The following is a 23597-nucleotide window of genomic DNA, read 5'->3' on the forward strand; positions in this document are numbered from 1 at the left end:
TAACCATGCCCCGCGGGCGCGTCGGATGCTCCAGTGGGACCATGATCTTGTGTACTTTTCCGACATCGGAGTGGGCTTCCCCCTTGTTCTGCTGCATGCCTTTCCGGTGGATTCCCGGATGTGGCAGCGCCCGGTGGAGCTGCTGTCCGAACAGGCCAGGGTGATCACCCCCGATCAGCGGGGTTTCGGCAGGACACCGCTGGACTTCGGCGGTGCGGTGCCGGAGCCGGACCTGACCGCGGCGGCGGCGGACGTGCTCGGTCTGCTGGACCGGCTGGACCTGCACAGCGTGGTGCTCGGCGGCTGCTCGATGGGCGGCTACGTCGCCATGCGGCTGCTTGAGCTCGCGCCCGAGCGGGTGGCGGGCCTGCTGTTCGTGGCCACCAAGCACACCGCCGACGACGAGGCGGCCCGCGAGACCCGGCTGCTCGCCGCCGAGCGGGCCGACCGCGAAGCGGGCCTTGGCTGGCTGTCCGGCCAGCTGGTGCCGAAGCTGCTGGCGCCGGCCTCGGCCGCGCAGACCGAGGTCCGCGCGGTGGTCGAGGAGCAGCGGCCCGAGGCCGTGGCCTGGGCGCAGCGCGCGATGGCCGCCCGGCCGGACAGCACCGCGCTACTGAGTGCCTGCGACCTGCCCGCGTTGATCGTGCACGGCGAACAGGACGCGATCATCCCGCGGGCGCAGGCCACCGAGCTGGCGGGCCTGCTGCCCGCCGCCCGGCTGGTCACCGTGCCGCGCTGCGGTCACTTGGTGCCGTTGGAGGCTCCCGCCGCGTTCGCCGACGCCGTCGCGGACTGGCTGCCCTTCCCGTCCGGAGCGGCCTGAGCCGCCGCGACGGGCTCGGCCACCTCGTCGGTGAGCATGGGCTGCTCCGGCCGCGGGCTGTTCCGCTCCGCGGCGGACGGGGTGGGTCGCGGCGTGGGAGAGGGCGTGGGCGCCTCCTCGGTGACCGCGATCAGCTCCTGCGAGGAGGTCAGCACGCCCTGGATGGAGCGCAGCTGACCGGCGATGCCATCCCGCATCGCGGTCAGCACGTCCACCCGGTCCGCGGCCTCGCTGATCCGGCGGTTGGCCTCCTCGGTGGCCTCCTTGACCCGGCGGTGCGCCTCGTCGGTGGCCTCCCGGATGCGGGTCTCGGAGTCCTCGGTGGCCTCCCGCACCAGCCGCTCCGCCTCCGCCTTCGACTCGGTCCGCAGCCGGTTGGCCTCCGTGGTGGCCTCCGTGAGCAGGCGGTTCGACTCGGCCGTCGCGTCGGCGACCAGCTTCTCCGACTGCTCGGTTGCCTCCTTGACCATGCGGTTGGACTTCTCCACCGCATCGCGCAGCCGCCGCTCGGCCTCCTGCTTGCTGGCGGCTTCCTGCGCGGCAAGCTGACGCATCGCCTCGGTGCGGCGGGAGGCCATCGCGATCTCGAAGTCCTCGTCGACCCGCACCCGACGGGCCTCGGCCTCGGCGTCGGCCTGGGCGCGGGCCTGGTCGGCCTCGTTCACCAGCTGCGCAGCCTGCTTGCGGGCGTTGTCCATCAGGGTGCGGTGCTCGGACTCCATCGCCGAGCGCCGGGCGTCCAGTTCGGCGATCAGCGTCTCGTACCGGGTGCGCAGCTCGGCAGCCTCGGCGTCCTGCTTCTGCCGCGCCTCGGTCGTCTCCTGCTCGGCCTTGGCGCGGATCTCGTCGGCCTCGTCCTGCGCCAGTCGCAGCATGCGCTGCAGTCGCTCGGACAGGCCGTCCATGTTCGTGGGTGGCACGGACAGCCGCTCGACCTGCCCCGAGAGCTGCTCGATCTCGGCGCGGGCCGCGTCGAGCTGCCGGGAGACCTCGGACGCCTGGGACACCGCGGCGTCCCGGTCCGCGGCCAGGATGCGCAGGTCGGCATCCAGCCGCTCGAGGTGGTCGTCCACCTGGCTGCGCTCATAACCGCGGCGGACAATGTCGAAACCGGATCCCAGCGGGATGAGCTCTCGCTCCTCGGACACACCCATGGGCCTCACGCTACCTCGCTTGCCAGCGGCTTTGGGACTCGAACCGCCCTACGTTCTCGCCAATGCCGGCTCGGGCGCCACCGGTGTGCCCCTTTTGGACCCGTAGCCGCCCAACGCACGACGCAGCAGCTTGCGGGAGGGCTCCTCGACCCAGCGCCAGAGCACGTAGGCCGCCAGCATGGTGGCGCCCAGCATGCCCGCGCCGAGCCACTCCCAGTTCTCCTTGTCCTTGGGGAACAGGTCGAACTCGGGACCGATCAGCCAGACCGCGAAGAACAGCGGCATGTGGATCAGGTACATGCTGTAGGAGATCTGCCCGCCAAGCACCAGCGGACGGATCGCGAGCAGCCTCGGCAAACCGGTGCTGCCCACCGCGAGCGTGACGACCAGCGGCACGAACAGGATGCGCACGTAGCCCGCCGCGCCGGGGACGCTCTCGAACTTGTGCTCCTCCAGGTACATGATCGCGCCGATGATCAGCGCGAACAGCCCGGTGGAGACCCAGCCGGAGACCTTGCAGATCCGGTCGGTCAGCACGCACCGGCCGACCGCGGCGAAGGCCAGCGCGCCCGCGGTGAACTGGAGGATGATCCGCGGCAGCCAGCTGTAATCGGAGTTGAAGTCGCCCTCGGTGTACATGAGCGCGGCGCAGGGTAGCGTCACGGCCACCGCGAGCAGCATCAGGTTGCGGGCCTTGACCTTCCAGCGCATCCGCCAGATGGCCAGCACCAGCAGCGGGAACAGCAGGTAGGCCAGCCACTCCGCGCTGATCGACCAGGCGGGCTCGTTCCAGCTCGCGCCGTCCAGCCGGGGACGGGTCCACAGCTGCACCATGAACAGCTGCTCGAGGTAGTTCCCCACGCTGAAGTCGGCTCCGGAGAGCAGCTTCCGGTCCATCGCACCGGCCAGCAGGATGACGCCTGCGGCGATGTTGAGGGTGACGAAGTAGACCGGCCAGATCCGGGCAACCCGCAGCCACCAGAAGCGGAGGCTGTCCTTCCAGTCGAAGCGGTCGCCCATCTTGTGGCTGTAGTTCAGTGCCAGCACGTAGCCGCTGAGGATGAAGAACAGGTCGACGCCGAGATAGCCGTTGAGGACCGTCGGCAGGTACTCCACCGACCCCCAGGGCGCGGAGTTCAGCAGAAGCCAGGTCAGGTGGTAAACAGCCACCCAGGTGGCCGCAACGAACCGCAATCCGGTGAGCGCTCGAATCTCTCCAGGCCGCACAAATAACCTCTGAGTGGTCGGGGAGCGGGCACCACCACCCTAACGGGCCAGCCATTGCGTCACATGCACCGGTCGTGAACAGCACGTTTTCTTCACGCGCCCGAGTCGCGAAGAATGCCCACTTTGGCTGAACCTGTGCCGCACAACACGAATTCGGCGGGCTTGTGTGCATGAATCCCCACTGGATTCTTCACCAGGTGAGTGGAAGGCCCGCGGGTGGCAGCGTCGGCTACCACCCGCGGGCCGCTCGGGTCAGACGCCGCGGAAGCGGTTGATCTCCGCCAGGTGCTTCTCGCGCGTCTCGTGGTCGCGCACGCCGAGGCCCTCCTCGGGGGCCAGCGCCAGCACGCCGACCTTGCCCTGGTGGAGGTTCTGGTGCACGTCGTAGGCGGCCTGGCCGGTCTCCTCGAGCGAGTACACCCGCGACAGCGTCGGGTGGATCTTGCCCTTGGCGATCAGGTTGTTGGCCTCCCAGGCCTCGCGGTAGTTCGCGAAGTGCGAGCCGATGATGTTCTTGAGGTTCATCCACAGGTAGCGGTTGTCGTACTGGTGCAGGTAACCGCTGGTGGAGGCGCAGGTGACGATGGTGCCGCCCTTGCGCGCCACGTAGACGCTGGCGCCGAAGGTCTCCCTGCCGGGGTGCTCGAACACGATGTCCGGGTCGTCGCCGCCGGTGAGCTCGCGGATCTTGGCGCCGAGCCGCTTCCACTCCGAGGGGTCCTGGTTGTGCTCGTCCTTCCAGAACTTGTAGCCCTCGGCGGCGCGATCGATGATCAGCTCCGCGCCCATCTTGCGGCAGATCTCGGCCTTCTCCGGGCTGGACACCACGCACACCGGGGTCGCGCCGCCGTTGAGGGCGAACTGGGTGGCGTAGGAGCCGAGGCCACCGGAGGCGCCCCAGATCAGCACCGTGTCGCCCTGCTTCATGCCCGCGCCGTTGCGCGAGACAAGCTGGCGGTAGGCGGTGGAGTTGACCAGGCCGGGGCAGGCGGCCTCTTCCCAGCTCAGGTGCTTGGGCTTGGGCATGAGCTGGTTGGTCCGCACCAGCGCGATCTGGGCGAGGCCGCCGAAGTTGGTCTCGAAGCCCCAGATCCGCTGCTGCGGGTCCATCATCGTGTCGTTGTGGCCGTCGGGGGACTCCAGCTGCACGTCGAGACAGTGCGCGACGACCTCGTCACCGGGCTTCCAGAGGTTGACGCCCGCGCCCGTGCGCAGCACCACGCCCGCCAGGTCCGAGCCCACGATGTGGTACGGCAGGTCGTGACGCGAGGCCAGCTCGGAGGTGCGGCCGTAGCGCTTGAGGAAGCTGAACGTCGACACGGGCTCGAAGATCGAGGTCCACACCGTGTTGTAGTTGATGGCGCTGGCCATCACGGCGACCAGTGCCTCGCCCGGTCCCAGCTCCGGCGTCGGCACCTCGTCCAGGTGCAGGGAGCGGCGGGGGTCCTTCTCCTTGTGTGCGACGCCGTCGAAGAGGTTCACCTCGTCCGCCCGGACGGTCACAGCCTGGTACGACTCCGGCGCATCGAGTGAGGCGACTGCCTCCGGCTCGTCGGCGAGGATGGCGTCAAGGATCTTCTGCACAGTGGCACTCCTTCGGGCTCCGCCAGGGGGCTCCCGTTGGGGGTAGCGGTCCAGTGAGCCTGCTGTTGGCCCAGGTTGGACAGAGGTTACTGACCGGTAATCGATCCAGCGATCCCCATGTGAGGCATGGCACGACTATTCGCTCATGTGGGTCAGTAGAGCACTGATCGGGTACTGCCGCGCGTGAGCAACTCATGGCCCGAGATGTATTGACCGGCCGGCCAACCAAGCGCACACTTGTGATCTGTATCACTCAGGAGGTGATGTTGATGGCGAGGCAATGGAGCCGGTGGCAGGACTGGGCACTCACGGTGCTCGGCGTCATCACGCTGTTGTCCCCGATGTGGATGGAGACCTCGAACAGCGCCATGTGGACGATGGTCGTCTTCGGTGCGCTGCTCGTGCTCACCGGGCTGTGGTCGCTGTACATGCCGGGTTCGGAGATCAGCGAGTACACCCACATGGGGTTGGGCGTGCTGTTGTTCCTGTCCCCCTGGGTGGTCGGCTTCACCGACCTGAGCGGCGCCGCGTGGACCTGCTGGGTCGTCGGCGTGCTCGCGGTGGTCATGGGCGCGGCCGCACTGCCGGAAGCCCAGACCGCACACCGCGGTGGTCTGGCCGGTTCGACCTGATCCATCTCCGCCGTTCACGGCTGTGGGGGCCGCTTTCCGGCCCCCACAACCCTCATCGTCTGGCCGGGACGGGCCGGAGTGTGATGAGGTGGTTTTCGATGAGCCCGCCCACCCGCATTCCACGCCAGGCATCCGGCGAGGACGCCTCCGCCCGCGAGCGCATCCTCGCCGCCGCAGCCGACCTGTTCGCCGAGTCGGGATTCGACGCGACGCCGACCTCGCGCATCGCCGAACGGGCCGAGGTGCCGAAAGGCCTGGTGCACTACTACTTCAAGCGCAAGACGGACCTGCTCGCCGCCCTGGTCGAGTTGCTGCCGGATGACGAGATCGACACCGGCGCGGTGGTGGTGCCCGGCGATGTCGCGGCCAGCCTGCGCAGACTGGTGGCCGTACTGGACGCCAAGCTTGACGACTCGGTGCTGCTGTCGCACCTGCTGTGGCGGGAGGCCGACACCCACGAGGCCATCCGCGACGCGTTGCGTTCCCGCTTCCGCCGCACCGTGGAGACCGTGCGCGTCGTGATCGCCGCCGCCAACCCCTCCGGTCTGGCCGCCGCGGCGGTCGACAGCGCGGCCCGGCTGGTCGCGCTGGCGCTGAGCTACCGACACGCGATGGCGCGGCACGGGGATGACGAGCAGAGCCACTTCGAACGCGAACTGCGCTTCATCGCCGACGCTCTGACCCTCGGCGCGGGCACGCCTCCGCTGGGAGCAGCAGGCGCCCCGGCGGCAGGCTAGGCGCACTGCTGGGTGCCGCAGGCCGCAGGCGAATGAGCCAGGGGGCCACGGCCCGCCCGCCTTGGCTCCTCGGGGCACCAGTGCGGTGTGATCTGCTTCACTGTGCATAATGCCGAAGGGTTATGGGCTTTACCGTCTTGCCCCGCTTAAGCTCGTTTCGAGCCCAAAAATCGGGGGCTTGAATTCGGAACAAGAATTGGGGGAACGCGATGGCAACCACGTTGCGCCGTTTTATTTCCGCAATTGCGGTGATGGCGGCTTCCGCAGGAATTGTAACGGTGACCAGCACTGCGGCGGAGGCGACCGTCAAGGCGAATTGTGATCCACAGGTGTGTATTGCCGCCGATATTTACACCACGAGGGTCCAGGACGTGACCGTTTCCACGCGAAACAAGAAGCCCGCACGGCTGCACGTGTACATCGGCGAAAAAGGGCACCACGGGACATTCGATCGGTGGACCCCTCATGGGCAGGACACCAACGAGGTGCGGTGGGACGTGAACCGCGACTGGGGATACGGCACCTACGTCTGCGGTGAGGCGTGGGTGGGCGAACATCTCCTCGGCCGCTCCTGCGTCCGGATCTGATCGGGTGATGAAGTGGTCCGCCCGGAGGTCCGGGCGGACCACTCAACTCGCGGCCTCCGCCCGTACCTGCGTGAGCACCAGGTTCATTTCAAGGTCGCCCGGCTCCCCGTCGGCGGGCCGGACCGGGTTGAGTTCGAACCCGGCGCGCTCATACAGCGCCCTGGCTACGGTGTTGTCCTCCTCCACCTTGAGCCGCACGGTGCGCGCGCCCTGGCCGCGGGCCCAGTCGACCACCGCCCGCACCAGCGGTTTGGCCAGGCCGCGACCGCGGGCGGCCGGGTCGATCCACATCGAGTACAGGTACACCGTGCCCTCGTGCTTGAGGTGCCCTGCGGCGAGGCCGACCGGTGTCCCGTTGTAGGTCACCGCGAAGAAGGCGTGGCTGACCAGCCGGTCCCGCCACTGCGCCTCGGTGTAGGACTTCTCGTGCCGGTACACCTCGGTCGGCACGCCGTAGGACTCGCGCAGCGCGGTCAGGCGCAGCCTGCTGAACAGCTCCCACTGGTCGGGCAGGAGGCGGAACACCTCCCGCTCGGCTTCCACCGGAGCCAGCGGCAGCAGCATCTCAAGCTCGGGGACCGTGGGGTTGGAGTCCAGCGTGCCGGTGAGCCCGGTCAACGTGAACCCCAACTCGGTGTAGAGCCGCCTGGCCGGGGTGTTGTGCTCCGACACCCACAGCCGCACGTTGGGCAGCCCGCGACGAGCGGCCCAGTCGATCACGGTCTGGCTGAGCAGCCGGGCCAGGCCCTGGCCGCGGTGGGTGGGCCGGACCCACAGCGAGATCAGGTGTACCTCGTCCGGGCCCTCGTAGTAGCCGCCCACCAGGCCAACCGGCAGGTCGTCGTCGGCGGCGAACCAGTACACGTTCGCGGTCAGCCGCTGCCGCCACTCCCGCTCGGTCAGTCGCGTCGCCTCGGCGTGGGTGGAGGAGAAGGCATCCGGGGAGTCCAGCAGGGCCGCCAGCCGAAGCTCGCGGTAGACCTGCCAGTCCGACGGCCGCAACTGCGCGATCGTGATGGGCACCCAGTAATGCTTACCAGCACCTCGCGGCCGATCAAGCGTTTCGAAGCTAAAGGCCCCGCGTCCGGGAGCGGGGACGCGGGGCCACGCCCCGCTCGACCGGCCTCGGAAACCGGGAGCGATCGGCGTCTGGGGAAACCTGCTGCCCTATCTACGCACCCGGGTGGGAAGGTGTTCATGGCATGTTCGAGGGAGGTCCGAGGTGATCCTGCACCCTGACGAGCCGCTCGCGGTGGCCGTCGTCGACGCGATCCACACCGGTGATGTGCCTGCGTTGCAACAGCTACTGGCCGCGCATCCCTCGCTGGCGACGGCGCGACTGGACGACGGCATTCCCGCCCGCACCCTGCTGCACGTGGCCGCCGACTGGCCGGGCCACTACCCCAACGGCGCCGAGGTCGTCGCCTGCCTGGTCGAGGCGGGAGCCGATGTCAACGCCAGGGTTCGCTGCGACGCGCCGGAGACCCCGCTGCACTGGGCGGCGAGCAGCGACGACGTCGCCGTGCTGGACGCCTTGCTCGACGCGGGCGCCGATATCGACGCCGACGGCGGCGTGATCGTGGGCGGCACCCCGCTGACCGACGCCCGCGCCTTCGCCCAGTGGCGCGCGGCCTTCCGGCTGGTCGAACGCGGCGCCAAGGTGGACCTGGTCGACGCGGCGGCGCTCGGGCTGCTCGACCGGGTGCGGGCCTTCTTCACCGAGCCGGTGGCGCCGCTCGACGTGAACCGCGCGTTCTGGAACGCCTGCCACGGTGGCCGGGTAGCCACCGCCGAGTACCTGCTGGAGCGGGGCGCGGACCTGAACTGGATCCCACCGTGGGAAGACCTGACCCCGCTGGACGCGGCGCTGCGGAGCGAGGCCGCTGAGACCATCGAGTGGCTCCGCGTCCGGGGCGGGCTGCCCTATACCGAACTCGCCGCGCCCGGCTGACGTCGCGCTCGCCGCCGCGTTCGGTTGCTGCCAGCATGGACGGCGTGAAACGACCGATCTTCGCCCGCTTCTACGCGTGGGTGAGCCCGCAGATGGAACAGCAGGGCATGGCGGAGCACCGCGAGCGACTGCTCGACGGTCTCACCGGCACCGTCCTGGAACTGGGCGCCGGCAACGGGCTCAACTTCCCGCACTACCCGCCCGGGGTGACCCGCGTGCTGGCGGTGGAGCCCGAGCCCCACCTCCGCGGCCTCGCCACCAAGGCCGCCGCCGAGGTGGCCGTCCCGGTCGAGGTGGTGGACGGCGACGCGGGCGCCTTGCCCGCCGCGGACGGCACGGTCGACGCGGTGGTGGCCTCGCTGGTGCTCTGCTCGGTGCCCGACCAGGCAGCGGCGCTGCGCGAGATCCACCGAGTGCTGCGTCCCGGCGGCGAACTCCGCTTCCTGGAACACGTGGCCGCCGACGGCGGACGGCTGCGCCAGGTTCAGCGGGTGCTGGACGCGACTCTCTGGCCGCGGCTGATGGGCGGCTGCCATATCCACCGCGGCACCGCCACGGCGATCCGCGAGGCGGGTTTCACCATGAATCGGCTGGAGTCGTTCCGCTTCCCCGAGACCAAGGTGCCCTCGCCCGCCGCGCCGCACATCCTCGGCCGCGCCGTGCGCTGAGCTCCCACGACGCTGTGGGAGCTCTGGTGTTCAGTGCGATTCGGCGGGCTCCACCAGTTCGATCAACACGCCGCCCGCGTCCTTGGGGTGGACGAAGTTGACGCGGCTGTTGGCGGTGCCGCGCTTCGGCGCGTCGTAGAGCACCCGCAGGCCCGCCTCCTTCAGCGCCGCGCAGGCGGCGTCGATGTCGGAGACGCGGTAGGCCAGTTGCTGAAGGCCGGGGCCGCTGCGGTCGATGAACTTGGCGATCGTGGAGGCGGAGCTCAGCGGCGCCAGCAACTGGATGGCGGTGCCGGTGCCGGTGTCGCCGGGTGCGCGGAGCATCGCCTCCCGCACGCCCTGCTCCTCATTGACCTCCTCGTGCGCCGATTCGAGGCCGAAGTTGTCACGGTAGAACGCAATGGCCGCGTCGAGATCGGGGACCGCGATTCCCACGTGGTCGACGGCCGTCACGAAGGGCTGCAGCTGTTCAGGCATGGTGGAAGAGTAGGAGCAATAGCGGATAACCGGCACAGAACGTGTGCGGCTACTCACAGAGCTACCGCCGCGTAGGCGCGGGTATGGTCCGCTCAAAGTTAACCCCATGTTGCTGGAGGCACCCCGTGAGCGGATCTGTGATTGTCGCCGGAGCGCGGACCCCGATGGGCCGGCTGCTCGGCTCCCTGAAGGACTTCTCAGGCGCACAGCTCGGCGGCGTCGCGATCAAGGCCGCGCTGGAGCGCGCCGGGGTGGCACCGGAACAGGTGCAGTACGTGATCATGGGCCAGGTGCTGACCGCGGGCGCGGGACAGATCCCGGCGCGGCAGGCCGCCGCGGCAGCGGGCATCCCGATGGAGATCCCGGCGCTGACCATCAACAAGGTCTGTCTGTCCGGTATCGATGCCATCGCGCTGGCCGACCAGCTCATCCGCGCCGGTGAGTTCGACATCGTGGTCGCGGGCGGCCAGGAGTCGATGACCCAGGCCCCGCACCTGCTGAACAAGTCCCGCTCCGGCTTCAAATACGGCGACGTGCAGCTCACCGACCACATGGCCTACGACGGCCTGTTCTGCGCCTTCGACCAGGTCGCGATGGGCGCCTCCACCGAGAAGTACAACCAGCGCTACAACCTGACCCGCGAGGAGCAGGACGCCTTCTCCGCCCGCTCGCACCAGCTTGCCGCCGCGGCCGCGACCAACGGCGTGTTCGCCGAAGAGATTGCCCCGGTGAGCATCCCGCAGCGCAAGGGTGACCCCGTGGTGTTCTCCACCGACGAGGGCGTCCGCGCCGACACCACCCCGGAGAGCCTGGCCAAGCTGCGCCCGGCCTTCGCCGCCGACGGCACCATCACCGCGGGTTCTGCCTCGCAGATCTCCGACGGCGCCGCCGCGGTCGTGGTGATGAGCAAGGCCAAGGCCGAGGAGCTCGGCCTGACCTGGCTCGCCGAGATCGGCGCGCACGGCGTTGTCGCGGGACCCGACTGCAGCCTGCACGAGCAGCCGTCCAACGCGATCATCAAGGCTTGCGCCAAGGAAGGCATCGAGCCCGGCGACCTCGACCTCGTGGAGATCAACGAGGCCTTCGCCGCCGTCGGGCTGGTGTCCACCAAGAAGCTGGGCATCGACGAGAACAAGGTCAACGTCAACGGCGGCGCGATCGCGCTGGGCCACCCGATCGGCATGTCCGGCGCCCGCATCGCGCTGCACCTGGCGCTGGAGCTCAAGCGCCGCGGCGGCGGGGTCGGCGCGGCCGCGCTGTGCGGTGGCGGTGGGCAGGGTGACGCGCTCATCATCCGAGTGCCCAAGGCATAGTTGACGCGTGGCCCGCAAGGTAGACGTCCCTGATCTGATCGAGCGAGCGCGCGATGGCTCGCCACGCGCGCTCGCTCGGCTCATCTCGCTGGTAGAAGACGCCAGCCCGCATCTGCGCGAGGTGGCCGAGCGGCTCGCGCCGTTCACCGGCCGAGCGCAGGTCATCGGGCTGACCGGTTCTCCCGGCGTCGGGAAGTCCACCTCGACCTCCGCGCTGGTCTCGGCGTTCCGTGAGCAGGGCAAGCGGGTCGGGGTGCTCGCCGTCGACCCGTCATCGCCGTTCTCCGGCGGGGCGCTGCTCGGCGACCGCATCCGCATGCAGGACCACGCCACCGACGCGGGCGTGTTCATCCGCTCGATGGCCACCCGCGGCCACCTCGGCGGCCTGGCCTGGGCCACCCCGCAGGCGCTGCGCGTGATGGACGCCGCGGGCTTCGACGTGGTGTTGGTGGAGACCGTCGGCGTAGGCCAGTCCGAGGTGGAGGTCGTCGCGCTGGCCGACACCACCCTGGTGCTGCTCGCGCCGGGCATGGGCGACGGCATCCAAGCCGCGAAGGCGGGCATCCTGGAGATCGCCGACATCTTCGTGGTGAACAAGGCCGACCGGGACGGCGCCGACACCACCGTCCGCGATCTGAAGTACATGATCTCGCTGGGCCGCCGGGAGATCCCCGGCCCGATCTGGCGCCCGGAGATCGTCAAGACCGTGGCCGTGCGCAACGAGGGCCTGGCCGATGTGATCGCCGCCATCGATAACCACCGCACCTGGATGGTCGACCACGGCGAGCTCGACCAGCGCCGCAGGCACCGCGCGCAAACCGAGATCGAGGCCATCGCCGTCGAGCAGGTCCGCTCCAAACTGGGCGACGTGCGAGGCGGCGCCGCCCTCGAGCAACTCGCCAAACGCGTCGTCGCGGGCGAACTCGACCCCTACAGCGCCGCCGACGAACTCATCAACGGCCTCTGACCCAGGCCGGAATCCGGCGGGCCACGCTCCAGGACAGCACGCCCGCGGCAAGCGTGAGCGGCAGGACCGCCATGGCGGGCAGGTACTCCATGAGCACCGGGTACACGGCGTAGTGCGTCAGGTAGATGTAGAGCGATGCCGCGGCCAGCAGGCCGACCGCGCGTTGCGGCAGCAGCGGCAGGGCTAGCTGGGGGAGCAGGAACAGCACCAGCAGGCCACCGATGACGATGCCCTCGCGCAGCGGGTCGCCGAAGTAGTCGGGCACGGTCAGCAGAGTCACCGCCAACACGGTCAGGCGCTGGGCACCGGTAGCGGCCCGCCGCGCGAGCCAGCCCAGCACGAAGAACCACAGCACCGCATGGGTGCTCATGGCGCGCTCGGGGAAGGTGCTGCCGTCGTCGATGAACAGCCTGCCCACCAGCGCGAGGCACAGTGCGGCCAACGCGAAGGCGAAGCCGTGCCGCCGCTCCAGTCGCGCGACGGCGGGCACCGCGAAGACGACGGCGAGCAGCACGAGGATCTGCACCAGCACCTCGATGTACCAGTAGCCCGCCGAGCCGAGTTGCAGGTAGTTGTTGAGCAGGAAGATGTTGGAGAACACCACGTCTTCGGTGACCGCGGCCCGGAACGCCAGCCACAGCACGGCGGGCACCGCGATGGCCGCGACGCTCCGCAGGATCCGCGCGGCCGGGTTCCGCGCCTCGGCAAGGACGAACCGGGCGAAGCTCCAGCCCGCGAGTACCAGCAGCAGGTGTGCGCCGCCGAGGATGTCGAACAGCTTGATGTGCGACCCGACGATCAGCGTGATCGCCACCGCGCGGAGCGCGATGTCGGATTCCAAGCGGTGCAGGAATCGGCGCCGCGGCGGGTGGCCCGCGAGCCGTTCCAGCGCGGCCACCGGCAACTGGTGCCAGCCTTCGGGCACCCGGCCGAGCAAGGCCTCCAGCCGGATCGAGGTCCGCACGTAGGACAGCGAGTCCCCGCCAAGCGACACGAAGCTCGCCTCCTCGGGTATCTCGCGGTGGAACACCTCGGCGAACACCTGCGCCACCGACCCCGGCGCCGCGGCGGGGGTGCCGGGCAGCAGGCGGATGGCGGCGTAATCGAGCTTTCCGTTGGGCAGCCGCGGGAACTCGTCCACGGTGCAGACCCGCACGGCGTCGGGCGGCAGGCCGATGTGCCGGGTGATCAGCCGATTCAGCTCCTCGGCCTGCGCACCGGGCAGCGCGGCCACGATCAGCTCGTCGTCGGTGCCGGTGCACGCCACCCGGTATCCGCCCGCCTCGGCCAGGCGTTCCACCCGCGCGAGGTCCACCCGCAGACCGAACAGCTTCAGGAAGCGGCTCTTGCGGCCGGTCACCTCGTACAGGCCGTCGGCGCCGCGTCGGGCCAGGTCGCCGGTGGGCAACGCGTGCACGGTGCGGCCCAGCGCCAGGTCGGCGGGGCGGCGGGCGTAGCCGAGCATCACATTGGGACCGCGGTAGATCAGTTCGCCGTCCGCCGCGATCTCGAAGGAGCCGCCCGGAATCGGCACCCCGATCGCCTCCGGCCGGCGCGCCGCCAGTTCGGGAGGCAGGTAGGCCATTCGTGCGGTCGCCTCGGTCTGCCCGTACATCACCACGAACCGCCAACCGTGGTGTGCGCCCAACTCGGCGAAGCGGCGCACCCGCTCCGGAGCCAGCCGCCCGCCCGCCTGCGTGACGTACCGGAGGCTGGGCAGCGCCAGCCGCTCCACGCCTGTGCGTTCCAGCAGTTCGAACGTGTGCGGCACGCCGTGCAGGCTGGTGACCCCGTGTTCGCGGGCTTGAGCCCAGAAGCACGGGTCCACGACCGAGTCGCCGGTGAGCACCAGCCCGGCGCCGCGCAGCAGGTTGCTGTTGATCACCGAGAGGCCGTAGCAGTAGAACGGTGGCAGCGTGGTGATCGCCCGGTCGGTTGGCCGGATGTCCAGATACTCCCCGATCGACTCCGCGTTGGCCTGCACGTTCTGCGCGGACAGCCGCACCAGCTTCGGGGCGCCGGTCGAGCCCGAGGTGGACAACAGCAGCGCCAGGTCAGGATGCAGGTCGTGGCGGGTGTCCTCGCGCCGCTCGTGCATTCCCGCGGCCGTCACCACTACGTCCGGGTCGTACGCCTCGGTCAGGCCCGACGCCTGCCGCTCATCGGTGAGCATCACCGGATGCCCCGCGGCGAGCGCGGCCAGGTAAGCCACCAGCGGCTCGACCTCGTTGGCCGCCGACACCAGCACCAGCCGCCGCGTCGCGCCGAGCCGCTCGGCCGTCTCGGCGACTCGGTCGGCGAGCTGTTGGTAGGTCAGCGCCGCGCCATCGGTCGCGACCATCGCGAGTCTGGACCCGTGTCGGTGCAGCTCGTGGGCCAGCGGAGCACCTCGGTCCACCGTGCCGAGAACGCGCGCATACTCCAGTGCCACGTGACCCTCGGCTTCTCTCGGCGGACTTCACCTCCGGCCCCCACCGGCTTACGAAGGCTAGGCATACCTGGCCTCATCGGTGCATAACCAGACCGCTCAACCCAACCGATGACGCGCCGTTGCCTACCTGTTGTGGTCCCGGTCCGGGGCCTGCGGCGAGAAGGTCACCGGCAGGCGGAAGAGGCCGCGCATGATGGTGCTCGGCCACCAGACCAGCTCGTCCGCGGGCTGCGTCAGCGCCAGGTCGGGGAATCTGCGCAGCAGACTGCCGATCGCGATTTTTCCTTCGATCCGGGCCAGCGCGGACCCGATGCAGAAGTGCGGACCGCGCCCGAACGCGAGATGGCCTCGGGTGTCGCGGTCGGGCTGGAAGGTGTCGGCGTCGGCGAAGGCCTCCGGGTCCCGGTTCGCGGACAGCAGCGAGATCAGCACCGCGTCTCCGGGCTGGATGACCGTGCCCGCGATGGTGACCGGTTCGGTGGCGAACCGCCAGGTGGCATTGCGCACCGGCCCGTCGAACCGCAGCGCCTCATCCAGCACGCGGTCCAGCACCTCGGGGTCGTTCGCGGCGGCCGAGACCAACTCGGGCCGTTGCAGCAGGAGCAGCAGCGCGTTTCCGATGAAGGCGACCGTTGTCTCGTGTCCCGCCACCAGCAGCAGGAACGCGGTGGCGGTGACCTCGTCGGCGCTGATCACGCCCGCTTCCTGCTTGGCGACGAGGTCACTGAGGATGTCGGCGCCCGGTTCGGCCCGCTTGAGTTCCACCAGGGAGGCGATGAAGTCGTCCAGGCCGTCAGTTGCCTTGGTCAGTTCGTCCACGGCGTGGTGGGAGGCGGAGTCGATGACCGCCGCGTGGCGGTGAAGCTCCGCTCGCCGGTCTTCCGGGACGCCCAGGATTTCGCAGATGAGGGTGATCGGTAGGGGATAGGCAAGATCCGCGATCACATCGGCGGTGCCGAGGGGTGCGATTCGGTTCAACAGTTGATCGGTGATCTGCTGGGTGCGGTCGGCAAGCTGGGCCATCCGGTTCGGGTTGAACGCCGATCCGACCACGCGCCGCAGCCTGCCGTGGTCCGGCGGATCGGCGTTGATCATGTTGTGCACCAGCGACTGCCGGTGGTCGACCGGAAGCCCCAATCCGGCGCGGCGCCAGTGCTCGGTCGCCCGGTCCGGCGACTTCGCCAGCCGGGGATCGGCCAGCGCCGTGACAGCGTCCTCATAGCGGGTGACCAGCCACGTCCAGGTACCGCCGAGTTCCAGCCGGTGCACGGGCGAGTGCCTGCGCAACCACGCCAACGCGGGATAGGGGTCCGCGTCGAAAGCCGGGCCGAACAGTTGCGGCACGGCGGCTGCACTGGAGCTGTGGCCGACGGTTTCGCCCACGACGAAGTCCCCCTTGAGTTCGGTGATGGAGCCGGGAGGTCTCCTGATGACTACCCCGCGAGAAACCGCCCGACCATCTGATTTTCGGCCCTGGGCCGTGTACCGATCATGCAGGGGATGTGGTGATCAGTCATCCGATCGAGGAAATTCGGTACTCGACTTCACTGCCGCGCGGAGGTGGCTGCCGGTATCGCTATGGCGAAACGGGGTGCCAGGTGTCACTGCGATTGCTGCCGGTGGGAAAGGCCAAGGAGAACGTGGCACGCGGCGATGCGGTCATTGGGAAGCGTCTTCGGCGGGCTCGCGCCGCGGCGCCGGAATCGCCGCGTTCCGGCGGCGCTGCCGCCACTGCTCTGCGTTCTGGCGGCGATGGGCCGCTGCTGTATCGCACGAGGCACACGGTGGCCAGGCTGCTTGGAGTAGGAGCCGATCACCGCGCCGCCCTCGTCCCGACGGACGGCGACCATCGTGGCGCCTGACCGCCACTGCTGTCGCTACTGCTTCTGCGTTCTGGAGAACGGGTGCCGGGGTTCCGTTCCTAATCGGCGCTGCGGGTGAAGGTGATCAGGTCGGAGATCGGGTCGGTATACGGGTTCACCTTGCGGGTCAGGCGGAGCAGGCCCGGTCCGCACACCTCGATGCTCAGCAAATGGCCAGGTTGGAGGCCTGCTTCGGTCAGCGCGTCCTGGGGCAGCGTCACGGTTGCTCCGTTGCCGATCACCGTCTCCCCGGCCGGATGGTTACAGCGTCTGCACATGTCTAGACTCTAGCACGGAATTCGAACATGCGTTCGAACATTCACCAATCCAGGCTGTCCAGCGGATCGGCCTTGATCAGTACCGGATCGTCCAGGGCATAGGTCCTGACCAGGCCGGGACCGGAGCTTCGAGTTTCGAAGCGGACCGAAACACGACCGGTGCCCGCGCCCTGCACCCAGCCGTGCCCGTGGTCGGGGTGCCGCACGTCGTCACCCGCCCGCCACGCGCGCGCGACGGGTTCGCTGGGGGCAGGCGCTTCCGGGAGGGTCAGCGGCGGCGGTTCGCCGGGGTTGGGGAACAGCGGTTCCTGGGCGCTGAGGCTCAGGCCGGACAGCGACACCCCGATCAGCCGGACCGCGCTCGCGGGCAGAGCGGCGATCACCAGCCGCTGGGCCGCGGCGATCAGCACCGCCTTGTCGGTGGTCGCGGCGGCCATCGTTTCCGAGCGGTTGGTGATGCTGAAGTCCGAGGCCTTCACCTTCACCGTCACGGTGCGCGCCGCGCGGCCCGCGGAGACCAGGCGGTTGTGCGCGGCCTCGGTCATCGCGGCCGCCGCGGCCGACAGGCCCGCCAGGTCGGTGACGTCCACGTCGAAGGTGGTCTCGGCGCTGACCTGTTTGCTCTCCGCCCGGTGCGCGACCGGCCGGTTGTCGATGCCTTGGGCGAGCCGGTGCAGGCCGGCGCCGACGGCCTGGCCGAGCAGCGAGGTCACATCGCTGGGGTGCAGCGCCGCCAACTGGCCCACGGTGTCCACGCCGATCTTGCGCAGCTTGCCCTCGGCGACCGGGCCGATGCCCCACAGCGAGCGCACCGGCAGGCCTGCCAGCAACTCGCGTTCGGTGCCGTGCGGAACGACCTTCAGACCATCGGGTTTGGCCAGTTCGGAGGCGATCTTGGCAAGCTGCTTGCCGGAGCCCGCGCCGACCGAGGCGGCGAGGCCGACCTCGGTGCGCAGGCGCTCGCGCAGTGCCGCGGCGAACTCTTCCACCTCAGCCACGCTCGCCTCGGCCAGCGATGGCGGCTCGCAGAAGGCCTCGTCCAGCGACACGTGCTCCAGCACCGGCGCGACCTCCCGAACAACGGCGAACACCCGCTCACTGGCCGCCTGGTAGACCTTGAACCGAGGCGGCAGCACCACCGCGGGCGGGCAGAGCCTGCGGGCGTGCGCCATCGACATCGCCGAGCGGGCGCCATAGACGCGCGCCTCATAACTGGCGCCCGCCACGGTGCCGCGCGGGCCGGGCCCGCCGACCAGCACCGGCCGTCCCCGCAGGGTCGGCCGGGTCAACTGCTCGACAGCCGCGTAGAACGCGTCCATATCCAGGTGCAGCACCCACCTCGGCACCTGTCCATTGAACGTCCTGGCACCGACATTTGCCGCCGCGGTGTGGAAAACGGTTGACACCGGGAGCCGAACTGAGTACACCTTACGCGGTTAATTTCGATGACTGGGGGTTGCCGATGAATGCGCTGGCTCGAGGGTCGGTGTCGGTCAGGGAACGGTCGCTGGCGCCGGACCTGGCACGGGGCGTGATGCTGCTGCTGATCGCGATGGCCTACGCCACCACGTATCTGGTGGGCGGCTACGGTCACCCGGCAGAACAGTCCATAGTGGACCAGGTAGCGGTCTTTCTGAAGGCCGTGCTGCTGGACAGTCGGTCCTATCCGATGTTCGGCGCGCTCTTCGGCTACGGCATGTGTTGGCTGGTGACCCGGCAACTCGCGGCGGGCACACCCGAGCCGGAGGTACGCAGGCTCCTGCGGCGCCGAAGTCTCTTTCTGCTGCTGTTCGGGTTCGTCCACGGCGTGCTGGTCTTCCCCGGCGAGATCCTTGGCCCGTACGGCATCGCGGGCCTGGTGCTGGGCTGGTTGATGTTCCGACCGGACCGCTCGCTGCTGGTCGCGGCCGCCGCGCTCACCCCGCTGTTCGTGATCACGCTGCCGTTGGCGGGCATGTTCATGGCGCAGACGACCGACGCAGGCGACTTCACCGGACTGCTCGCCCGCCTGGTGTCCTATCCGTTCGCGCTGCTGCTGAACCTCCTCGTCTTCCCCGTGCTGCTGCCGATCCTGCTGGGCGCATGGGCGGCCCGCCGCGGCCTGCTCGACCGCCCCGGCGAGCACCTGCCGCTGCTGCGTCGGATCGCCTGGGGCGGCATCCTGATCAGCATCCTCGGCGGCATCCCGATGGGCCTGGTGCTCAGCGGCCAGTGGCAGGTGGGCACGGGCCTGCATGGGGTGCTGTTCGCGGTGCAGGTGCTCACCGGCATCTGCGGCGGCATCGGCTACACCGCTGTGTTCGGTCTGATCTGCCACCGTCTCGCCGACCGCCGCGGTCCCGTGACCGGCGCCCTGGTCGCGGTGGGGCAGCGGTCGCTGACCTGCTACCTGCTCCAGTCCGTACTGGTCGCGTTGATCCTGTCCAAGGAGTTCCTCGCCGTCGGCACCGAGGTGCACACCTTCGCCGCGCTGGTGATCGCCCTCACCGTCTGGCTGCTCGGAGTGTGCGTCGCGAACCTGCTCGCGCGGGCGGGCAAGCCGGGTCCCGCGGACGCCTTCCTGCGCAGACTCGTGTACCGAACGACGCGGTAACCATCACCACAGATGGCTTGTTTGCCGTTCACCCACCCGGTACGTCTGGGCATAACGCCGGAAATATGGAGGTATCGGGTGGGTGAGGCACAGGTCCGGGCGCTGGCCGTGGCACTGGTCAAGGAGCTTGCCCCCTGGGAGATGGCGACCTTCACCGAACTCGGCGACTCCTACCTCGCCGAGCCGGAACGCGCCGTCCCACCCCAGCGCACCGACGGCGCCCTGCTGACGCCGGTCGCCGTGCTGGTCGCCAGCGAGGCGTGCAAGACGTTGGCCCCACCGCCCACCTTCTTCGCGCGAGTCCTCCAACGGCTCACCGGTCGCCGGGAGCCGGAACCGTTGACCGAAGAACAGCTCGGCCGGGCAGGCGAGGCGGCGCTGCACACCGCCCGCCGATGTCACGTCCCGGAATCCCGTGCTCGTCAGATCGCCAACACCGTGACAGCCCGCCTCCTGCTGCCACTCCCGACCTAGTGCCCCAAGACGACCTCGGGGCACCAAGCCGGGGTCCGGGTCAGCACTGGGTTTTGTAGAAGTACTGCGAGTTCTGCTGCATGGTGTCTCGGGTGATCGCCACCAGGTCGGTTTCGATCTCCTTCTTGTTCTCCTTGCCTTCGATCGCGGCCACCGCCTGCTGGACGCCTTGGCGGCCGATGCCCCCGGGGTCTTGGGCGATGAGGGCCTGGACCACGCCGGCCTGGAGGTCCTGGACCTGCTTGGGGCTGGCGTCGAAGCCGATCAGCTTGACCTGCTCCAGCTTGCCCGCGTTGCGCAGCGCGACGGCGGCGCCCTCACCGGTGTTGAGGTTGGTGGCGAACACGCCGATCAGGTCGGGGTTCGCGGCCAGCGTCGCCGACACCTTCTGCGCCGCGACCGACGGCTCGTTGTCGGTGTACTGCTGCCCGAGGTACTTCAGGTTCGGGTACTGCTTGACCGCGTCCTCGAAGCCCTTCGCGCGGGCGTCCGTTGTGGACGTTCCGGCCTTGGTGTTGAGCACCAGCACCGAACCCGACGCGCCCTTGACCAACTCCGACAGGGTGCCCGCGGCCTTGGCGCCGCCCTGCTCGTTGTTGGAGGAGATGCGGGAGACCGACAGCGAGGCGTCCTGTAGCGCGGTGTCCACCTCGGCGACCTTGATGCCCGCGTTCTTGAGCTGGCCGATGGGCGCCGCCATGGCCTTGTCGTCGGTCGGCGCGATCAGCACACCCGCGGGCCTGCTGGACACCAGCGCCGTCACGATCGGCGTTTGCAGCGCCGCCTCGAACTTCTCCGGCGCCTGGGTGTCCAATGTGTACCCCAGCTTGGCGGCCTCCTCCTGGGCGCCGCACTGCATGGAGATGTAGAACGGCTCCGCCTTCACCCCCGGCACCAGCACCAGCTTCTTGTTGTCCGGTGTGCCGCCGCTTTCGCCGACCTTGCCGCCCCCGCAGCCCGCCAGCAGTGCCGCAACGGCCAGCACTGCCCCGAGCACCCGCAGCTTCCGCATAGCCCTCGTTTCCTCCCTGCCCCAAGGGGCATCACCTGCTGTTTCGTGCCTTCCGGCGGTGCTGGTCGAACCATACGGCGGCCACCAGGACCGCGCTGACCGCGATCGGCTGCCAGAACTGCTGGACGCCGACGATCACGAAGCCCTTGGTCAGCACCGCGGGGATGAACACGCCGATCACGGTGCCCAGTACGGTGCCGACACCGCCGAACAGGCTGGTCCCGCCCAGCACCACGGCGGCGATCGCGTTGAGGTTGGTCGTGCTGTGGCCGGAGATCGTGGTGGTGCCGAAGTACGCCAGGTTCATGAAGCCCGCCAGCCCGGCCAGCGCGCCCATCAGCGAGTAGATGGTCACCAGCTGGCGCGAGACGCCGATGCCGGAGCGCCGCGCCGCCTCGGCGTTGGAGCCGATCGCGAAGGTGTAGCGCCCGAACGCGGTGGTGTGCAGCAGCCAGGCGCCCAGCAGGGTCACCACGGTGGCCAGCAGCACCAGGTTCGGCACGCCCCCGAGAGACGTGCCGAAACCCAGTGAATCCCGCAGCTTCGTCGGCACCGTGCGAACATCCACCCCGCCGGTGATGAGCTGCGCGGCACCCAGGGCTGCCCCGAATGAGCCGAGGGTGACGATCAGTGCCGGTATCCGCGCCTTGGCCACCAGCAGGCCGTTGAGGATTCCCCAGGCGGCGCCTGCGACCACCGACAGCGCCAGCCCGAGCGCGATGGTGCCCCAGCCCGCGTTGGTGGCGTCCCCGCCCGCCAACGCCTCCATGCTGGTCGCGGCGACCACGCCGGAGAAGACCAGCACCGAGCCGACCGACAGGTCGATGCCCGCGGTGATGATCACGAACGTCATGCCCACGGCCAGCACCAGCAGCACCGAGGCCTCGATGAGCAGCGTCTGGAACGTGAACACCGTCGGGAAGGCGTCCGGCCGCAGCACGCTGAACACCACGCACAGCACCGCAAGCACCAACGCGATCCACACCGTGCTGATCCCGGCGACGCGTTGCAGCGTGCTCCGCCGCTGCTCGTCCTGCACAGGAGCCTCAGTCATGGTTGCCCCCGTTCCGCATCCCGCCGGTCATCGCGCCGACCAACTCCTCCAGGCTGGTGTCCGCCGCGGTGAACCGGGCGACCCGCTCGCCGAGGCGCAGCACCTCTACGCGGTCCGACACCGACAGCACCTCCGGCATGTTGTGGCTGATCAGCACCACCGAGATCCCGGTGTCCCGCACTTTGCGGATGACCTCCAGCACGCGCTGGCGCTGCACGACGCCCAGCGCGGCGGTCGGCTCGTCCATGAACACGACCTTGCTCGCCCAGGCCACCGCCCTGGCCACCGCGACGCTCTGCCGCTGGCCGCCGGACAGCGACGCGATCGACACCTCCATGTCGGGCAGCCGAACCCCCAGCCGGGCGAAATGCTCGACGGCGTTGCGCTTCATCGTCTCGTTGTCCAGCATCCCCAGCCTGCCGAGCAGCCCGCCGCGGCGGATCTCCCGGCCAAGGTAGAGGTTCGCCGCCGGATTGAGCTCCGGCGCGATGGCCAGATCCTGGTAGACCGTCTCGATCCCGGCGGCGCGCGCCGCGGTCGGCGAGCCCAGCGTGACGGCCGTGCCCTGCACCAGGATCTCGCCGCCGTCGGGCTGCTCCACCCCGGACAGGCATTTGACCAACGTGGACTTCCCGGCGCCGTTGTCGCCGATCAACGCGACGACCTCGCCCTCGCCGACCTCGAAGTCCGCTCCCCGCAGGGCCTCCACCCCGCCGTAGCGTTTGACCACGCCGCGGGCCTCAAGCAATGCGCCCATCAGTTCCCCTCCCGCCCCATCGGAGGCGCTTCTCCCGAACCCCGTGCGATCAGCCGCACCGGCAGCAGTTCCCGCCGCGGCGGGCTGGTGTCCCCGGCGATGCGATCGAACAGCAGCCCCGCCGCGGTCCGCCCCAGCGCCGCCGGGTCCTGCGCGATCACCGTGACCGGCGGCGCGAGCAGGTCGGCCAGTTCGAAGTCGTCGAAGCCCACCAGCGCGGGCCGCCGCTCGCGGCCTGCCATGGCGCGCAGCGCGTGCACGGTGATCCGGTTGTTGCCGCTCACCACCGCGGTCGCCGGATCGGCGTGCTCCAGCACCGCCCGCAGCGCCTCGGCGACGCTGCCGTTGTCAGGCTGGCGCATCACCACCAGCGCGTCGTCGTAGCGCAGGCCGTTGTTTACGCAGCCCTCGCGGAACCCGCGCAGCCGCTCGCTCGCGGTGTAGATGCCGGGGTCGTCGCCGATGAACGCGATGCGCCGGTGCCCTTGGGCGGCAAGGTGGTCGACCGCCATCGCGGCGCCCCCGTGGTTGTCCACCAGCACGGTGTCGGCCAGCACGTCGCCACCCGGCCGGTCCACGAACACCATCGGCGTGCCCGCGCGGAGTTCCGGCAGCAGGTAGCCGTGGCGGGCGCCCGCGGGCACCACCAGCAGGCCGTCCACTCGGCGGGCGCAGAACTCCAGCACAAGCTCGCGTTCGCGTTCGGGGTCCTCGTCGGAGGAGCCGGTGAGCACGCGGTGGCCGTGTTCGCGGGAGGTTTCCTCGACGGCGCGGGTCAGCAGGGAGTAGAACGGATCGGCGACGTCTTCCTGGACGAGGCCGATGATCCCGGTGGCGGTGCCGCGGCGCAGGTTCCGCGCGCCGAGGTTGCGGCGGAAGCCCAGCGCGTCGATCGCGTCCAGCACCCGCTCGGCGGTGTGAACGTGCACGCCCGGCTCCTCGTTGACCACGCGGGAGACGGTTTTGATGCTCACCCCGGCCAACCGGGCGACATCGCTCATGGTCGCCCGGCGGAG

The 23597-nt window shown here is 69.7% G+C and carries 23 protein-coding genes; 10 read left to right on the forward strand and 13 right to left on the reverse strand.

Going from position 1 to position 23597, the window contains the following annotated elements:
* Nucleotides 1-49 precede the first annotated feature (49 nt).
* Nucleotides 50-823: an alpha/beta fold hydrolase gene (locus tag ACU6XJ_RS16670; RefSeq protein ID WP_476312100.1), complete on the forward strand. Its 774-nt coding sequence runs from the start codon at nucleotides 50-52 to the stop codon at nucleotides 821-823.
* Here ACU6XJ_RS16670 and ACU6XJ_RS16675 read toward each other — a convergent pair.
* The 3 genes from ACU6XJ_RS16675 to ccrA all read right to left on the reverse strand — a co-directional run bounded on the left by ACU6XJ_RS16675 (nucleotide 742) and on the right by ccrA (nucleotide 4788).
* Nucleotides 742-1977 carry a chromosome segregation protein gene (locus ACU6XJ_RS16675; protein ID WP_476312103.1) on the reverse strand — a complete coding sequence of 412 codons (1236 nt, stop codon included), beginning with the start codon at nucleotides 1975-1977 and terminating at the stop codon, nucleotides 742-744. The two genes, ACU6XJ_RS16670 and ACU6XJ_RS16675, sit on opposite strands and share 82 nt — an antisense overlap.
* Before the next feature lie 48 nt (nucleotides 1978-2025).
* A complete protein-coding gene (locus ACU6XJ_RS16680; protein WP_476312106.1) occupies nucleotides 2026-3204 on the reverse strand; it encodes an acyltransferase family protein in 1179 nt (392 codons plus the stop codon).
* Nucleotides 3205-3456: 252 nt separating this feature from the next.
* Complete coding sequence (gene ccrA / locus ACU6XJ_RS16685; RefSeq protein WP_476312108.1) at nucleotides 3457-4788, reverse strand: crotonyl-CoA carboxylase/reductase; 1332 nt, start codon at nucleotides 4786-4788, stop codon at nucleotides 3457-3459.
* A 269-nt stretch (nucleotides 4789-5057) separates the two neighbouring features.
* Here ccrA and ACU6XJ_RS16690 point away from each other — a divergent pair, with 269 nt between their 5' ends.
* From ACU6XJ_RS16690 to ACU6XJ_RS16700, 3 genes are all read left to right on the forward strand, one after another.
* Nucleotides 5058-5420, forward strand: coding sequence for an SPW repeat protein (locus ACU6XJ_RS16690; protein ID WP_476312110.1), 363 nt, complete (start codon nucleotides 5058-5060; stop codon nucleotides 5418-5420).
* A gap of 98 nt (nucleotides 5421-5518) precedes the next feature.
* A complete protein-coding gene (locus ACU6XJ_RS16695; RefSeq protein ID WP_476312112.1) occupies nucleotides 5519-6157 on the forward strand; it encodes a TetR/AcrR family transcriptional regulator in 639 nt (212 codons plus the stop codon).
* A gap of 209 nt (nucleotides 6158-6366) precedes the next feature.
* A complete protein-coding gene (locus ACU6XJ_RS16700) occupies nucleotides 6367-6744 on the forward strand; it encodes a hypothetical protein (RefSeq protein WP_476312113.1) in 378 nt (125 codons plus the stop codon).
* Between the two features lie 42 nt (nucleotides 6745-6786).
* Here ACU6XJ_RS16700 and ACU6XJ_RS16705 read toward each other — a convergent pair whose 3' ends face one another.
* Complete coding sequence (locus ACU6XJ_RS16705) at nucleotides 6787-7767, reverse strand: GNAT family N-acetyltransferase (protein WP_476312115.1); 981 nt, start codon at nucleotides 7765-7767, stop codon at nucleotides 6787-6789.
* 199 nt (nucleotides 7768-7966) lie between these two features.
* Here ACU6XJ_RS16705 and ACU6XJ_RS16710 point away from each other — a divergent pair, with 199 nt between their 5' ends.
* Together ACU6XJ_RS16710 and ACU6XJ_RS16715 are read left to right on the forward strand one after the other, a co-directional pair.
* Nucleotides 7967-8695 (forward strand): ankyrin repeat domain-containing protein, encoded by a 729-nt coding sequence (locus ACU6XJ_RS16710; protein ID WP_476312117.1) that lies wholly within the window; start codon nucleotides 7967-7969, stop codon nucleotides 8693-8695.
* A 44-nt stretch (nucleotides 8696-8739) separates the two neighbouring features.
* Nucleotides 8740-9363 carry a class I SAM-dependent methyltransferase gene (locus tag ACU6XJ_RS16715; protein ID WP_476312119.1) on the forward strand — a complete coding sequence of 208 codons (624 nt, stop codon included), beginning with the start codon at nucleotides 8740-8742 and terminating at the stop codon, nucleotides 9361-9363.
* A gap of 30 nt (nucleotides 9364-9393) precedes the next feature.
* Here ACU6XJ_RS16715 and mce read toward each other — a convergent pair whose 3' ends face one another.
* A complete protein-coding gene (gene mce / locus ACU6XJ_RS16720) occupies nucleotides 9394-9840 on the reverse strand; it encodes a methylmalonyl-CoA epimerase (protein ID WP_476312121.1) in 447 nt (148 codons plus the stop codon).
* Nucleotides 9841-9965: 125 nt separating this feature from the next.
* Between mce and ACU6XJ_RS16725 the strand changes: the two genes are divergently transcribed.
* Both ACU6XJ_RS16725 and meaB read left to right on the forward strand, forming a co-directional pair.
* The gene (locus ACU6XJ_RS16725; protein WP_476312123.1) at nucleotides 9966-11153 is read left to right on the forward strand and encodes an acetyl-CoA C-acetyltransferase; all 1188 of its coding nucleotides are present in this window, start codon (nucleotides 9966-9968) and stop codon (nucleotides 11151-11153) included.
* A 7-nt stretch (nucleotides 11154-11160) separates the two neighbouring features.
* Nucleotides 11161-12120 carry a methylmalonyl Co-A mutase-associated GTPase MeaB gene (gene meaB, locus ACU6XJ_RS16730; RefSeq protein WP_476312125.1) on the forward strand — a complete coding sequence of 320 codons (960 nt, stop codon included), beginning with the start codon at nucleotides 11161-11163 and terminating at the stop codon, nucleotides 12118-12120.
* Here meaB and ACU6XJ_RS16735 read toward each other — a convergent pair.
* The 4 genes from ACU6XJ_RS16735 to ACU6XJ_RS16750 all read right to left on the reverse strand — a co-directional run bounded on the left by ACU6XJ_RS16735 (nucleotide 12107) and on the right by ACU6XJ_RS16750 (nucleotide 18037).
* On the reverse strand, nucleotides 12107-14551 hold the full coding sequence (locus ACU6XJ_RS16735) for an AMP-binding protein (protein WP_476312128.1): 2445 nt from the start codon (nucleotides 14549-14551) through the stop codon (nucleotides 12107-12109). The two genes, meaB and ACU6XJ_RS16735, sit on opposite strands and share 14 nt — an antisense overlap.
* Before the next feature lie 123 nt (nucleotides 14552-14674).
* Entirely contained in the window at nucleotides 14675-15934 is a 1260-nt protein-coding gene (locus tag ACU6XJ_RS16740; protein ID WP_476312130.1) for a cytochrome P450 family protein, read from the reverse strand.
* Nucleotides 15935-16472: 538 nt separating this feature from the next.
* Entirely contained in the window at nucleotides 16473-16691 is a 219-nt protein-coding gene (locus tag ACU6XJ_RS16745) for a hypothetical protein (protein ID WP_476312131.1), read from the reverse strand.
* Between the two features lie 41 nt (nucleotides 16692-16732).
* Nucleotides 16733-18037: a DNA polymerase IV gene (locus ACU6XJ_RS16750; protein ID WP_476312133.1), complete on the reverse strand. Its 1305-nt coding sequence runs from the start codon at nucleotides 18035-18037 to the stop codon at nucleotides 16733-16735.
* A 116-nt stretch (nucleotides 18038-18153) separates the two neighbouring features.
* On the opposite strand from ACU6XJ_RS16750, the gene ACU6XJ_RS16755 reads away from it, so the two are divergent.
* Nucleotides 18154-19284 carry a DUF418 domain-containing protein gene (locus tag ACU6XJ_RS16755; RefSeq protein ID WP_476312136.1) on the forward strand — a complete coding sequence of 377 codons (1131 nt, stop codon included), beginning with the start codon at nucleotides 18154-18156 and terminating at the stop codon, nucleotides 19282-19284.
* Between the two features lie 78 nt (nucleotides 19285-19362).
* On the forward strand, nucleotides 19363-19758 hold the full coding sequence (locus tag ACU6XJ_RS16760; RefSeq protein ID WP_476312139.1) for a hypothetical protein: 396 nt from the start codon (nucleotides 19363-19365) through the stop codon (nucleotides 19756-19758).
* Nucleotides 19759-19798: 40 nt separating this feature from the next.
* Here ACU6XJ_RS16760 and ACU6XJ_RS16765 read toward each other — a convergent pair whose 3' ends face one another.
* From ACU6XJ_RS16765 to ACU6XJ_RS16780, 4 genes are read right to left on the reverse strand one after another with little or no spacing between them, the layout of a single operon-like run.
* A complete protein-coding gene (locus ACU6XJ_RS16765; protein ID WP_476312141.1) occupies nucleotides 19799-20770 on the reverse strand; it encodes an ABC transporter substrate-binding protein in 972 nt (323 codons plus the stop codon).
* 31 nt (nucleotides 20771-20801) lie between these two features.
* Nucleotides 20802-21824: an ABC transporter permease gene (locus tag ACU6XJ_RS16770; protein WP_476312144.1), complete on the reverse strand. Its 1023-nt coding sequence runs from the start codon at nucleotides 21822-21824 to the stop codon at nucleotides 20802-20804.
* Nucleotides 21817-22581, reverse strand: a complete 765-nt coding sequence (locus ACU6XJ_RS16775; RefSeq protein WP_476312147.1) for an ATP-binding cassette domain-containing protein — start codon at nucleotides 22579-22581, stop codon at nucleotides 21817-21819. The genes ACU6XJ_RS16770 and ACU6XJ_RS16775 overlap by 8 nt, the downstream gene beginning before the upstream one ends.
* A complete protein-coding gene (locus ACU6XJ_RS16780) occupies nucleotides 22581-23582 on the reverse strand; it encodes a LacI family DNA-binding transcriptional regulator (RefSeq protein ID WP_476314067.1) in 1002 nt (333 codons plus the stop codon). Before ACU6XJ_RS16780 ends, ACU6XJ_RS16775 begins: the two co-directional genes overlap by 1 nt.
* Nucleotides 23583-23597 lie beyond the last annotated feature (15 nt).

Source organism: Actinorectispora metalli (assembly GCF_056323685.1).